Origin of the sequence: Vibrio sp. M260121, assembly GCF_036533715.1 — a bacterium.
Taxonomy (GTDB): domain Bacteria; phylum Pseudomonadota; class Gammaproteobacteria; order Enterobacterales; family Vibrionaceae; genus Vibrio.
The window spans coordinates 1-12,642 of sequence record NZ_JATABF010000020.1 but is presented as its reverse complement, the minus strand read 5'-3'; the positions used below and the strand labels follow the sequence as shown (position 1 = coordinate 12,642).

The following is a 12,642-nucleotide window of genomic DNA, read 5'->3' as shown; positions in this document are numbered from 1 at the left end:
GGGATATTTACCCTCTCCTACTTCGAACCATAAGCATTCAAATCAACATCTATGGCTAGGTGGAAAATTTCATGCAATACAAGGTTCTATAATGAAAAAACAAACACTCATCGCAATCTCAATCACAACCGCCGTTCTTTCAGGTTGTGGTACTGACAATCAACCATCGCTCACCCCAGACCCGATACAAGCCGTTCATGTTCAAACCGTTAATCTTGTCGACTTTGGGAAAAACCAATATTCAGATGTGCAGTTAAAAGCTTACGAGAATGGAAAAGAGCAGCTCATGTACTCTGACATCATTCAATATGGAGCTTCCTCATCAAGCCTTTTGATTGCTCAACAGAAAAGCCACACCATTCCTTATACCTTCAAACTTTTTGATACCAACTCACAAAATGAGTTAGCCCAAAAGAAACTCACTTTAAACTAGGGTGACCACAAGATCGTGTTCGCTTTCGGTGACGTAGATAAAGGCTATTACGAACTGTCGGTTCAAAACAAACCTAATATTTCCAGTGCATCCTCAGACGAAGTTCCAATCTATATTTTAGACTCAAGCGACGTGACAAAAGGTTCCCAAACAAGCGTCACCGTCGAAGGGAAAACGATCGATAATCTTCCAAACAAAACACTTTCTAGCGCATTGAATGTACCTAAAAACCAGCAAGAGATGACGGCAACATTTACTCACAATGGCATCAGTAAAACGTGCAAATTTAGCACCAAAGACACACCCCAAATGGTTATTCTTGGCCCTTACAACCGATGCTATGGCTTGAGCTTCCTAACATCGTTTGCGGATTAATACGTTACCTGCGTATTACGGTACGCAGGATTCATTCATAAATACAAAATTATCGATAACCTGCTCATAAACGAGGACCCAAATTCAAGTTATACTCTTTTCTGCAAATAGAACGTCGAAAGAAGAACTCAAAATGAAAATTGGCATCATTGGCTTGGGCGACATTGCTCAAAAAGCTTACCTTCCTGTTATCACTCAACTTCCCAATGTAGAGTTGGTATTTTGTACCCGCAATGCAAACGCACTCAACGCGCTCGCTCAACAGTATCGAATCGCAGAAACCTGCCAAGACTATCAGCAACTGGTTGGCATGGGCGTAGATGCGGTCATGATTCACGCCGCTACCAGCGTTCACCCTCAAATCGCGTCTTTCTTTTTAGAACAAGGTATCCCGACATTCGTTGATAAGCCTTTGGCAGACAGCGCTGCTGAAGTGGAAAAGCTATATGAACTGGCAGAACGCGTGAAACAACCTCTGTATGTTGGCTTCAACCGCCGTCATATTCCGCTCTACAATCAACATATGCCGAGCATCCAAAAAGGTGAGCTTTCAGACCTGAAATCACTACGTTGGGAGAAGAACCGTCATCAATTACCAGGGGATATCCGTACCTTCATTTTTGATGATTTTATCCACCCTCTTGATAGCGTGAACATCACCGCCAGAGCAGATCTGAAAGACGCTTACATTACACATCAAATGGATGGTAACCAACTGGCTCGTTTGGATATTCAATGGCAGCATGGTGAGACACTGCTTCACGCATCCATGAACCGCCATTTTGGTATCACCTCAGAGCGTGTCCAAGCGTGCTACTCAAACAAAGCGATGGAGTTTGATTCGTTTGTTGAGGGGAAACTGTGGCAAGACAATCAGGAGCAGAAGTTGAGCTTAAAAGATTGGACGCCAATGCTGACCAGTAAAGGTTTCCACTCTATGCTGTTGGATTGGCTTGAAGTCATCCAGTCAGGCAACATCGCCTCTGATATAGTAGCGCGCAATATCGCTAGCCACCAACTTGCCGAAGCGATTTGTCAGCATATTGAACAATCAGTGCGTCGATAATTAAACACTAAAACGAGCGCGGAACGCTTTGGGAGCCAATCCCATGGTTTTGATGAACACTTTGCGAAACGCGCTCGCGTCGTGATACCCAACTTGATACGCGATAACTTCAAAAGCGAAGTTACTCGACTCTAATAAATCACACGCCTTTTGCACACGAAGATGCTGTAGATACTGATTCAAATTCAAACCTGTCGCTTTTTGAAAACGTCTCTGAAGCGTACGCTCAGTTAAACAACTGATCTCCGATAGAGCTTGGTTTGAAATCACATGTGAGAAATGATCGGCCATGTAGTGCTGGGCACTAAGAACGGCACTATCACCATGTTGAAAGTTAGGCGTAAATTGCTGATAAAAACGTTGCTCTCTGGCACCAGTATCGACCACCAGCATCTTTCCCAACAAACGCATCACTGCAGATGTACTTAGCTGAGAAACCAGCTCCAACCCCAAATCCAGCCAAGACATCATGCCACCAGCTGTGATGACACTGCCCTCGTTGATAAGGATGGATTCAGGCTTAAGCGTCACGTTAGGAAACCTATCTCGGAATAACCCTGCCAAGCCCCAGTGTGTCGTGCACGCTTTGTTATTCAACAAATCAGCTTGCGCGAGAACAAACGCTCCTGCACATGCCGATGCAACCACCGCACCTGCTTTGTGCTGCTCAAACAACCAAGACGTTAACGCCTCACTTGGCGAAAGGTAATATTGCTGCGCACCGCTTGGCGGCAGTATGACGACCGTGAACTCATCAGCTCGAATACTATCTTCTTTCCAATCAATGATATCTGCATGAAATCGACATTCAACATCCAGCTCAATCGAAGCACGGCTTGCCATCTCAAACAGCTCCTGCAAACCATAGACTGACGCTTTTGAAGCCCCCGGATAGTTCACAATAGCAATGTTTATCTTGTTCATTCCAAATGTCGCTTTTGACCTATTTTTTGTCATTTTAGACACTGAGTAAGGTAAAAGAAAGCGTACATAATAGCTCCCATACCAAAGCAACATATTCACTGAAAACAAAAGGAAAACACCATGAGCCAAGCAGCACTTCTTGTTATCGATCTACAAAACGACTACTTCCCTAACGGTAAATTTCCGCTATGGAATACAGAAGCAACACTAAACAACATCAAGAGCGCAATTGCTAAAGCGAATGAGAAAAATATTCCTGTCATTCATATTCAGCACATCGCCGATCCAGCAATGGGCATTGCGCCTTTCTTTAATGAAGGCTCCGAAGGTGCTGAGATTCACCCTGAGATCTTGGCGTTAGCGCCAAATACAGATGTAGTTATCAAACACTTTGCAGACAGCTTTGAACAAACAAACCTTGAAGAAGTACTACAGAAACATGGGGTAACAGAGCTATTAGTAAGTGGCATGATGACGCAAAACTGTGTCACTCATACTGCGATTTCTAAAGCGGCAGAAAAATACGAGGTATCTATTCTTATGGACTGTTGTACAACGGTCGATGAAATGATCCACAACATCGCGCTGCACGCTGTATCAACTCGCGTCCCACTAGTAACGGCAGAACAAAAGCTATAAAGCGCTTTATGGCACATCATGACGACACGGTATTTTCATCGTGTCGCCTAAAAGTTCAAATAGCCTTACGCCGCAACATAATCACAAACACACATAGCCATACTTATCATTCAATGAGTAACAATCACCAATAAAATCAATAACAAAGCGAAAGGCAATTTTGTATCAGCTAAATTGAACAGTGGCGTAAAATGGTAACTTTTACACTCTATTTTCCTCCAGAATCTGCGCTTCTTCTCTTACACAACTCTGGAAATAAAATGAAAAAACTCACTGTTAAGGTAATTGGTCTTTCTCTTTTAGCTGCGTCACTGACTGGGTGTGTGGGTAGCAACGCCGTTACCGGAAAGTTGATGAAGTTTAACGTTGAAGTTGTTGATAACCGCTATGCTCGCGCTGGTGTGAACTTTTTACTCGCTCCTGTTTATGGTATTACGACTGCTGCAGATTATGTGGTTTTCAACTCTCTTGAATTCTGGACAGGCAAGAACCCTATTACAGGTACGCCACACATTTTCGATAGCAAAACGAAAACTCACATCAACGTGAACGATGCTCTAAGCCCAGAGCTACAAGATGCTCCTATCGACCCGTTGAGCAACAATAGAGAAATTGAGTCCGGTGAAATGTATCAGGTTGACGAAAATACCATTCAAATGCACATTGTTTACGACAATGGTACGACGGCGACTCTAACTGGCATTAGAGATGGTGAGCAAGTCCGCTATTACATGGATGGTGAATTAGTATCTGAAACCTCGATTTCTGCTTTAGAGTCTTTTCAAAACAGCTAAAAAGATTTGAAACCAAGTAAACAAGATCAAGCTCATGCCCAGGTAGCATGAGCTTTTGTCGTTTTTAGAATCAAGTTTAGAACAAATACCCACCGCTTTTTACCTTGGTCTGCCTATCTGATAAACACATGCATAAAACGCATACCTTACTTCACTTTTTATCATTTGTGTCATCACAGACTTATCTCTACACTTCGCGCTCTTTTTTCTACATGAGCGCACAATGCATGCTTTTTTCTCAAACCATTTTCGCTCAGGTGCTGAGAATGTCCGTCATGTTAGGGCTGTCTCTAATCATCGTCCATAACTCTCCTAGGTTATTGGAGATATTGGCAGAGCAAGCCATTAACAGCGGCTGTCACCAAACCACAGGTGACGGCGAGCATCATGACCATTCTCATCACCACCATCATTAATAAGAGCAAACTATGAGTATTTTCCGATTTCCAGTTCTCGTGTGGCTTGGAATAGGGATTTTGATTATTTGTCTAGGGATCAGACAATCATTCGGCATTTTCATGATGCCAATTTCAGACTACTTCCACACTGGTCGCGAGTTTTTCAGCTTTGCTATTGCATTGCAAAACTTGTTGTTTGGTGTGTTTCAACCGTTTGTCGGCATGGCGTCAGACCGTTGGGGGGCAAAGCGTATCATCATTTTAGGTGCCATCTCCTACGCTTTAGGCCTCTACCTGACTTCCATCGCTGTTGAACCAACCATGATGTACCTATCACTTGGCGTTTTGGTCGGCTTTGGCTTAAGTGCAACCAGTTATGTGATCGTGCTAGGGGCTGTGGCAAAGGTCGTCCCTGCACAACACGCTGCGAAAGCATTTGGTTTAACCACTGCAGCAGGCTCATTCGGTATGTTCGCCATGATCCCAGGAGCCCAAGCGCTGTTGAGTGATTTTGGCTGGCAAGGTGCTCTTCAAGCGTTTGCTGTGCTGTGTAGTTTTATGGTGATGTTTGCGTTGTTCATGAGAACGGCGAAACCACAAACGAGTAACACTGCAAATGCACAAGAAGACACACAAACTCTAAAAGAAGCATTAGCAGAAGCTTTCTCTCACAAAGGTTATTGGCTAATCCACGCTGGCTTCTTTGTCTGTGGCTTTCACGTAATGTTCATTGCGACTCACCTGCCGAGTTACTTAGCCGACAAAGATTTACCCGCATCAACGGCAGCGATGGCGCTAGCGTATGTCGGCATTTTCAATATCTTTGGTTCGTACTTCTGGGGGGTAATGGCAGATCGCTTTAACAAACGTTATGTTATGTCTGCGCTGTATTTGATGCGCACAGTGGTGATTGGTGCTTTTGTTACGCTACCTGTCACCGAGCACACCGCTGCTATCTTTGGTGGTGCGATCGGCTTTTGTTGGTTAGGCACCGTACCACTGACTTCTGGCTTAGTTCGTCAGATCTTTGGTGCTCGTTACCTTTCTACCTTGTACGGATTAGTGTTCTTCACCCATCAAGTGGGCAGCTTCTTAGGCGCTTGGGTTGGTGGTCGTATTTATGATTACTACGGTTCATACGATCCAATCTGGTGGTCAACGGTTGTGCTAGCGTTTATCGCGGCGCTGATTCACCTACCTATCAATGACAAGCCTGTGCCGCGCTTGAACTTGGCTACCGCATAATCGGAGAGGCTCTCAACGCTTACCGTCGAGAGCCTTTTCTCTTTCCCCATCAACAATTCGTCTGCTTTCCCTCAATGGACTTGGTATTCTCATCAATGATTGCTTATTTAAGATAGAATGAACCCATTCATCTTCTGTTAAGATTTGTGTGACATACTTAACGAAAGCTATAAATCAAAAAGGTTTTTAAATGAGAACACTCGGCAACATCATCTGGTTTGTATTCGGTGGCGTATTCATGGGTTTGCTATGGTGGTTCTTCGGACTGCTGGCATTCATCAGCATCATCGGTATTCCATGGGGACGTGCATGTTTTGTAATGGGTAACTTCTCGTTCTTCCCATTCAGCAAAGAAGCCGTTTCAAGAGACGAATTAACCAATGAAATGGACATCGGTACCAGCCCGCTAGGCGTCATTGGTAACGTAATTTGGTTCGTGTTTGCAGGTATCTGGTTAGCAATCGGTCATGTGCTTTCTGCAGTGGCATGCTTCGTGACGATTATCGGTATTCCGTTTGCACTTCAACACCTAAAACTTGCGGTTATCTCTCTTGCTCCGATTGGTAAAACAATCGTAACGACTGAAGAAGCCGCTATGGCTCGCTACAATATCAATCGTTAATGTGTTGGCCCTCTGAGCAAAATGCTTAGAGGGTTATTCCTGTCAAAAGTAAACCCATAATCGCCACTGCGTATTCAATTATTGTTGATTGTATATTCATACCTGCACCTTAAAAGTTAAAGTTAACTCCCAGCTCAACGCTGTTTTCTTCACTGACCTTAGTCGACCCCGGCGAGACTCTATGTTCACCAAATGTGTACTTCACATACGGCTCTACCCATTGCGGTTTTAGCGTGACTCTCACTTCGTGGTTTGTGCGATGACCTCCTTCTGTCAGCTTTTTATCGTAGTTATAAGCATAGCCAAAACTGATAAAATCAATTGGCGTATAACTTGCTCCAACCGTATTTTTCCATTCTCTTGTGGTATTTTCGAATGCAGGGAATGACTTACCGAGAACGTTTTTTCTCCATTCATGAGAACTATTGGCGAAAACCATCCAATCGTCACCTAAAGCCGTTCCTGTAAATACACCAGCGTCATACACATCAAATAAATCGGCACGTCCATAACTCACAAAAGCCTCGGTATAGAACTGTCCGAGCATGACACCGTAGCCAGTTCCCACTTCTAGGTAACCTGTGGAGTCAATTTCAGCTGAGATATTCCACTCTTCGGTAGCTTGTAAATAACCGCTGGCCGTGACAATCCATTCATCATCTGTATTGGAAACATCCAATCCAAACTCTGGCATCCTATGGTCAGCGGAAAAACAAGGGACAGCAAAGAGTACGCAAAGCAGTGTCAACGGTTTACTCATTGGGACAACCTATTAAAAAAAGATATGAAATAAAAAAGGAGCCACTTGAATCAAGCAGCTCCTTGCTAATTACCTTTATGCGATAGGCTTACGAACGCTCGGCGCGGTCACGAATCGCTCTTTTTATTTGCTGACGCTGTTCTTGCGACAGAGACTGTACTTTTTGCTTCAACTCTGCGCGTTGTTCTTTTGTTAGGCCATTTTCAGGAAGATTTACAGGAACATCGATTGGGTTCTCTGGATTTACTTCAATCGGGTTTACAGGCAACGGAACTTCTATTGGATGCGTTGGTATACCCTCAATTGGATGACTGATGTCTGGGCGATTGGTCACGCCTGCAAATAAGCGTCCATCTTCATTGCGGAATACCACTTCAGTACCATCTTCTAGACGGACAATGTAGTTATCACCTTCTTTCGAAGTATGACCAACCACGTCACCTTCAACATTTCGGATCTCTCCATCATTTACCGTATAGTAAGCACCAGAATCTCCAACAAGGATTCCCACTTCACCACTCTCATCTTTGTTAATGAACACGTGGTTACCATTATCACCTATCACAACAACAGCGCCTTCGAGCTCAAAAATATCACCATAAGTCGGAGGTGTTGTTCCAAACCCAGGATCAACATCATCTTCAATAGGGTGGCTAATAGTTGGTTTAAACTCTTCCACAACCAGTCGTCCATTTTCTACGCTCAAGTGTACGAAGCCTTTGTCATTCACAAACACCAGCTCATTGTTGCGTACTTCGATATTACCAACCACATTACCTGAAGCGTCTTTCACAACATCACCATCAGTGAAGTAAAGTTCACCACCCACGTTGAATACGGTGTTACCTTCTACGCCACGAATCGCTACTGTGTTGTACTCACCGTTGTCACCTTGAATAGCCATTCCATCAAAATGTTCACCTTCAAAGGTTTGTACAGATGCGACACCTGCAGGCTCACTTGGGGAGTCCGAAGAACCAGATGATGAACAACCGGCTAGAAAAGACGCTGCGACAACGGCACTTAGTAATTTAACTTTCATGATTTACTCTCTTAATTTGTCGAAATTCAGGGCTGCCTCTTGCAGATTCAGTGGACTCCCTGCCTGATGAAGAGAAGTATATTGAACAGCGTTTTTTGTCTCTAATCGCTTAAAAGAAACCCGCACTTAACGGCGGGTTATTAATAAACCAAGGTAGTTAGCTTGATAACTGATGGTTATTATTGAGAAGCAGTACGCTCTAGGTGACCAGTAATGATATCCGTTACGATATTACGTAACCAATGCACCGTTTCATTCCGTCGATTCTTGTGGTGATAATATGCGTGCAAGCATGGCTCAATAACCATGCCATCAAATTCAATATCAAGCCTACGTAACTGTGAAAGCTTGTCGGCGTTGACGGTTTTTGATGCTGGGAACACCATATCTGAGTTTGTGACAACATCGATAATGGCCGATGGCAGCTCGGAACGAAACGCAATCTTTGGTTCCAATCCTCTGATTTTCATTATTTTTTCTGAAAAAGAGATATTCGAGTTCCAGTCTGCGGCAATGATTGTCGCAAACTCTAAGCTCTCACAATTTGAAATCGATAGTTTATTGTCTTTTAAGGGATGATCTTTTCTCACATACGCACAAAACGCATCTTGAACAATCAATTTAGCTAACAGCTCTTTTGGAGCATGGTCGATTTCATAGTTCACCCCTAAAACAACTTCATCTTTAATAATTTCCTCCATCGTAGAACGCGACCAGTTGAGCAAGTGAATTTGAACATTTGGAGCTTGTTTTCGTATCGCTTGGAAAATTTCACTCGCATAAGAGCTCAGAATGAAGGGGGCTAGCGCAATTTTGAGCGTGCCATTTAACTCTTGTGGCGCAAAATCTTTAGAGCCATTAAGAGTGGAGGATATTTCATCGAGCAACGGAGCAAGGTTCTCAGCCAACTCATTGGCATATTCAGTCGCGCGCAAACCGTGATGAGTTTTTACAAATAGCTCATCTTCGAAGTGATCCCGCAGTCTCTGTAGTGCTTTACTCACAGCAGGTTGGGAAACAAATAAACGCTCAGACGCACGGCGCATATTTCGTTCTTGATGGAGAATGATAAACGTCCTCAGTAAATTGAGGTCGAGATTAGAGAAGAGGTCTTTTGCCATAAATTCACATCGTTGATAACTTAGGGTTATTGTTCAGCATAAGAACAGATTTGACGACTTTCCAATCGACAGGTGCTGATTATTTGCGCTCAATACATCTTCATGACGGAAAAATAACAAAGAAAGTTAATGCTCTAATCTCACTCTCCTAAACGATAAGATTCTCCTATGCATAGCGCTGATTATTTAGACTGTATTGATAATGAGCTTACCTACCGTTTGTTCAATCACTAATGTAGATAGAGCCTCATTTATGAGTTACAGTTTGTTACAGTAATCAAAAGTCTTTCATTCCTATACCAAAATGGTCTAGACGCATAGCAAGGATTCCTATGATAAATAAAAAAGTCCTCATTCTCTTTGCGCATCCTTCCCAGCATCGCTCTGAAGTCAACGCTCCTCTTTTTAAAGCTGCTCAACAACTCGAAGGTGTCACGTGTGTCGACCTTTATGCAGAGTATCCGCATTTCAATATCAACATCGATCGAGAGCAACAACGCTTAATTGAGCACGATGTAGTGATTTTCCAATTTCCACTCTACTGGTACTCCACTCCCGCCATTCTAAAAGAGTGGCAAGATCTGGTTTTAGAGTATGGCTTTGCTTATGGTTCGGAAGGGACTGCTCTTCATGGTAAAACCATGTTATGTGTACTGTCTGCTGGTGGTAAGGAAGAAGCTTATAAAGCGGAAGGTTACAACCATTTCACTATACGTGAACTCCTTGCTCCAATTGAACAAATGACAGCACTCACGGGCATGAACTATATCGCTCCCTTAGCATTGTTTGGCTCTCGCACCGCTCAAGAAGAAGAGCGAATCCCACAACATGTTGAGCGCTATAAGACGCTGCTTAACGCGTTAGTCAATGACGCACTTGATATTGAAGCAGCGGCTTCGCTCATAAAATTAAACAGTGCATTGCCACAACTGATTAAGGAAGCGTCATGACAGGGATATTCTTACAAGCCTTCGTTTATCTTATTGCCGCCGTTATAGCCGTCCCTTTAGCAAAGCGTTTAGGTTTAGGTTCGGTACTGGGGTACCTGATCGCTGGTGTGGTTATTGGGCCAATCATTGGATTAGTAGGTGAAGAAACCACGACTATTCAACACTTCGCCGAATTTGGCGTCGTGATGATGTTATTTCTTGTTGGTTTAGAGCTTGAGCCCAAAATGCTTTGGGCGATGCGTAACCGCTTAATGGGCTTAGGTGGTCTCCAAGTTGGTGGTACCACTGCGCTAATTATGGCAATTGCAATTTACTTTGGTCAGCCATGGACCATTGCACTGGCGATCGGCTTAATTTTTGCGCTGTCATCCACTGCGATTGTTCTGCAAACCTTTAGTGAAAAAGGATTAACCAAAACCGAAGGTGGTCAGAACGCGTTCTCGGTACTGCTTTTCCAAGATATCGCAGTTATTCCAATGCTGGCGTTTATTCCACTGTTGGCACTGCCAGAGTTGGTAGAACAAGCACAATCGGCAGCTCAAGCAGCCGCAGAACATCATGAAGAACTCAGCTTGGTTGCTGGACTTCCTGGCTGGGCTTACGGCCTAGTGATTACGGCCTCTATTGCTATTGTCGTTGTTGGCGGGCATTTCCTAAGTCGTCCACTGTTCCGCTACGTAGCAAGCTCTGGCCTGCGTGAAATCTTTACCGCAACGGCATTGATGCTGGTGATCGGCATTGCTGCTTTGATGAGCCTAGTGGGCTTATCTCCTGCTCTAGGTACTTTCTTAGCAGGCGTAGTATTAGCGAACAGTGAATTCCGCCATGAATTGGAGTCAAACATTGAACCATTCAAAGGTTTGCTGCTGGGTCTGTTCTTTATCACGGTTGGCGCAGGCATTGACTTCTCAGTACTGTTCAGCGATTTTGGTTTGATCATCACTCTTACGCTAGGTGTAATGATTCTGAAAGCGGCGATTCTGTTTATTCTTGCTTTCATTTTCCGCATCAAAGGCAGCAACCGATGGTTGTTTACGTTGAGCCTAGCGCAAGCGGGTGAGTTTGGCTTTGTACTTCTGAGCTTCTCAGTGCAAAACCACGTGATTCCATTCGAGCTTTCACAAACACTGGCATTGGTTGTTGCGATCTCAATGTTCTTGACGCCTGGATTATTCATCCTGTTCGACAAAGTCATTCTTCCTCGCTTTGAGAGTGAATCTAACGAGCGCGAAAGCGACACGATTGAAGAACAAGGTACGGTCATCATCGCAGGTATTGGCCGATTTGGTCAGATCGTCAATCGCCTATTAGTGTCTAATGGCGTTCAGACGGTTGTGCTAGATCACCAAGCCAGTCAAATAGATAACATGCGTCAAATAGGTACACGTGCTTACTTTGGTGATGCCATGCGCCCAGACATGTTACACACTGCAGGAATCGAACACGCTGCTGCTCTTGTGGTTGCCATTGATAACCAAGAAGCCAGTGTCGAACTGGTCAAATACGTTAAGCACACCTATCCAAAAGTGAAAGTAATCGCTCGCGCGTTCGACCGTGGCCATGGCTACCTGCTCCGCCAAGCCGGAGCCGATATTATCGAATCCGAGACGTACCACTCTGCATTAGAAATGGGTGGACACGTAATGAAATCTCTTGGAATTCACCCATTTTATGTTGAGCAGCAAAAAACAACGTATAAGCGGGTAGAGGATCGTAAATCAGACATGCTTTACGAAGCGTGGGCCGATGACTCTGAGGGCGAACGTTACGATAACAACTTCCGTCAACTGTTTATTCACCTTGAGGAGAGGATGGCTGAAGAGATGCAGAAAGATCGTCACGATAAACTGTCCCGCTCAGAACGCGGTTGGACACCGCCACCGAAAGGATATGCAGACGACTTCAACGAAGACAACGTTCAAGATCTGCAACCTTGCCAAGAAGTGCCTAAATAAATTCTGAAACCTCCCTCTGGGCTGTCTCTTGATCACAAGTCTAGTGATCAAGAGACATTGCGAGTTCGTAGCCTTCAAGAATGGTTTGCAGTTTAAACCATCCTTCCCAAAGTGCCTTTATTGAAGCTCTGCCCGTCCTCTTGGTATCTTTCCAACCGCCTAATTTAGCGAGATTTTTGTACGCCCAGCCCATATCCGGCGTTTCTTTAGGCAACGTCTTACTTTCTAGTTTCAACCACAGTAGCTTCCAAGCTTTCGTACCTAAAACCTTTTCACAACTTTCTGTTGATAGATCATCAACTTCTTTAATGAAGCGCA

Annotated in this window: 14 protein-coding genes and 1 pseudogene; 10 read left to right on the top strand and 5 right to left on the bottom strand. The window is 44.1% G+C overall.

Annotation, left to right across the window (positions count from 1 at the left end; genetic code table 11):
* Positions 1 to 91 precede the first annotated feature (91 nt).
* The 3 genes from QTO06_RS12585 to QTO06_RS12575 all read left to right on the top strand — a co-directional run bounded on the left by QTO06_RS12585 (position 92) and on the right by QTO06_RS12575 (position 1,874).
* Positions 92 to 433, top strand: a complete 342-nt coding sequence (locus QTO06_RS12585; protein ID WP_331408323.1) for a hypothetical protein — start codon at positions 92 to 94, stop codon at positions 431 to 433.
* A 15-nt stretch (positions 434 to 448) separates the two neighbouring features.
* Complete coding sequence (locus QTO06_RS12580; protein WP_331408321.1) at positions 449 to 808, top strand: hypothetical protein; 360 nt, start codon at positions 449 to 451, stop codon at positions 806 to 808.
* Between the two features lie 133 nt (positions 809 to 941).
* Entirely contained in the window at positions 942 to 1,874 is a 933-nt protein-coding gene (locus tag QTO06_RS12575) for a Gfo/Idh/MocA family protein (RefSeq protein ID WP_331408320.1), read from the top strand.
* Here QTO06_RS12575 and QTO06_RS12570 read toward each other — a convergent pair whose 3' ends face one another.
* On the bottom strand, positions 1,875 to 2,798 hold the full coding sequence (locus QTO06_RS12570) for a GlxA family transcriptional regulator (RefSeq protein ID WP_331408319.1): 924 nt from the start codon (positions 2,796 to 2,798) through the stop codon (positions 1,875 to 1,877).
* Positions 2,799 to 2,918: 120 nt separating this feature from the next.
* On the opposite strand from QTO06_RS12570, the gene QTO06_RS12565 reads away from it, so the two are divergent.
* The 5 genes from QTO06_RS12565 to QTO06_RS12545 all read left to right on the top strand — a co-directional run bounded on the left by QTO06_RS12565 (position 2,919) and on the right by QTO06_RS12545 (position 6,496).
* Entirely contained in the window at positions 2,919 to 3,437 is a 519-nt protein-coding gene (locus QTO06_RS12565) for a cysteine hydrolase family protein (RefSeq protein ID WP_331408317.1), read from the top strand.
* Between the two features lie 260 nt (positions 3,438 to 3,697).
* Positions 3,698 to 4,231, top strand: coding sequence for a DUF3332 domain-containing protein (locus tag QTO06_RS12560; RefSeq protein ID WP_331408315.1), 534 nt, complete (start codon positions 3,698 to 3,700; stop codon positions 4,229 to 4,231).
* A 266-nt stretch (positions 4,232 to 4,497) separates the two neighbouring features.
* On the top strand, positions 4,498 to 4,647 hold the full coding sequence (locus QTO06_RS12555; protein ID WP_171052086.1) for a hypothetical protein: 150 nt from the start codon (positions 4,498 to 4,500) through the stop codon (positions 4,645 to 4,647).
* 12 nt (positions 4,648 to 4,659) lie between these two features.
* Positions 4,660 to 5,874: an MFS transporter gene (locus QTO06_RS12550; protein WP_331408314.1), complete on the top strand. Its 1,215-nt coding sequence runs from the start codon at positions 4,660 to 4,662 to the stop codon at positions 5,872 to 5,874.
* 190 nt (positions 5,875 to 6,064) lie between these two features.
* Complete coding sequence (locus QTO06_RS12545; RefSeq protein WP_331408313.1) at positions 6,065 to 6,496, top strand: YccF domain-containing protein; 432 nt, start codon at positions 6,065 to 6,067, stop codon at positions 6,494 to 6,496.
* A 109-nt stretch (positions 6,497 to 6,605) separates the two neighbouring features.
* On the opposite strand, the gene QTO06_RS12540 is transcribed toward QTO06_RS12545, so the two are convergent.
* From QTO06_RS12540 to QTO06_RS12530, 3 genes are all read right to left on the bottom strand, one after another.
* Positions 6,606 to 7,256 (bottom strand): hypothetical protein, encoded by a 651-nt coding sequence (locus QTO06_RS12540; protein WP_331408312.1) that lies wholly within the window; start codon positions 7,254 to 7,256, stop codon positions 6,606 to 6,608.
* A gap of 88 nt (positions 7,257 to 7,344) precedes the next feature.
* On the bottom strand, positions 7,345 to 8,298 hold the full coding sequence (locus QTO06_RS12535) for a hypothetical protein (protein ID WP_331408311.1): 954 nt from the start codon (positions 8,296 to 8,298) through the stop codon (positions 7,345 to 7,347).
* Positions 8,299 to 8,477: 179 nt separating this feature from the next.
* Entirely contained in the window at positions 8,478 to 9,419 is a 942-nt protein-coding gene (locus QTO06_RS12530; protein WP_331408310.1) for a LysR family transcriptional regulator, read from the bottom strand.
* A gap of 332 nt (positions 9,420 to 9,751) precedes the next feature.
* Here QTO06_RS12530 and QTO06_RS12525 point away from each other — a divergent pair, with 332 nt between their 5' ends.
* Together QTO06_RS12525 and QTO06_RS12520 are read left to right on the top strand one after the other, a co-directional pair.
* Positions 9,752 to 10,369, top strand: a complete 618-nt coding sequence (locus QTO06_RS12525) for an NAD(P)H-dependent oxidoreductase (RefSeq protein WP_331408308.1) — start codon at positions 9,752 to 9,754, stop codon at positions 10,367 to 10,369.
* Positions 10,366 to 12,324 carry a monovalent cation:proton antiporter-2 (CPA2) family protein gene (locus tag QTO06_RS12520; RefSeq protein WP_331408307.1) on the top strand — a complete coding sequence of 653 codons (1,959 nt, stop codon included), beginning with the start codon at positions 10,366 to 10,368 and terminating at the stop codon, positions 12,322 to 12,324. Before QTO06_RS12525 ends, QTO06_RS12520 begins: the two co-directional genes overlap by 4 nt.
* A 40-nt stretch (positions 12,325 to 12,364) precedes the next feature.
* On the opposite strand, the pseudogene QTO06_RS12515 reads toward QTO06_RS12520, so the two are convergent.
* A pseudogene (locus tag QTO06_RS12515) lies at positions 12,365 to 12,642 on the bottom strand (IS4 family transposase); the annotation flags it as partial.

What these genes read in the sequence shown, in the direction of transcription:
- QTO06_RS12545 (WP_331408313.1), top strand. Translation starts at nt 6,065, where the DNA reads ATGAGAACACTCGGCAACATCATCTGGTTTGTATTCGGTGGCGTATTC.
- QTO06_RS12560 (WP_331408315.1), top strand. Translation starts at nt 3,698, where the DNA reads ATGAAAAAACTCACTGTTAAGGTAATTGGTCTTTCTCTTTTAGCTGCG.
- QTO06_RS12530 (WP_331408310.1), bottom strand. Translation starts at nt 9,419, where the DNA reads ATGGCAAAAGACCTCTTCTCTAATCTCGACCTCAATTTACTGAGGACG.
- QTO06_RS12585 (WP_331408323.1), top strand. Translation starts at nt 92, where the DNA reads ATGAAAAAACAAACACTCATCGCAATCTCAATCACAACCGCCGTTCTT.
- QTO06_RS12570 (WP_331408319.1), bottom strand. Translation starts at nt 2,798, where the DNA reads ATGAACAAGATAAACATTGCTATTGTGAACTATCCGGGGGCTTCAAAA.
- QTO06_RS12525 (WP_331408308.1), top strand. Translation starts at nt 9,752, where the DNA reads ATGATAAATAAAAAAGTCCTCATTCTCTTTGCGCATCCTTCCCAGCAT.
- QTO06_RS12520 (WP_331408307.1), top strand. Translation starts at nt 10,366, where the DNA reads ATGACAGGGATATTCTTACAAGCCTTCGTTTATCTTATTGCCGCCGTT.
- QTO06_RS12540 (WP_331408312.1), bottom strand. Translation starts at nt 7,256, where the DNA reads ATGAGTAAACCGTTGACACTGCTTTGCGTACTCTTTGCTGTCCCTTGT.
- QTO06_RS12550 (WP_331408314.1), top strand. Translation starts at nt 4,660, where the DNA reads ATGAGTATTTTCCGATTTCCAGTTCTCGTGTGGCTTGGAATAGGGATT.
- QTO06_RS12535 (WP_331408311.1), bottom strand. Translation starts at nt 8,298, where the DNA reads ATGAAAGTTAAATTACTAAGTGCCGTTGTCGCAGCGTCTTTTCTAGCC.
- QTO06_RS12575 (WP_331408320.1), top strand. Translation starts at nt 942, where the DNA reads ATGAAAATTGGCATCATTGGCTTGGGCGACATTGCTCAAAAAGCTTAC.
- QTO06_RS12565 (WP_331408317.1), top strand. Translation starts at nt 2,919, where the DNA reads ATGAGCCAAGCAGCACTTCTTGTTATCGATCTACAAAACGACTACTTC.
- QTO06_RS12555 (WP_171052086.1), top strand. Translation starts at nt 4,498, where the DNA reads ATGTCCGTCATGTTAGGGCTGTCTCTAATCATCGTCCATAACTCTCCT.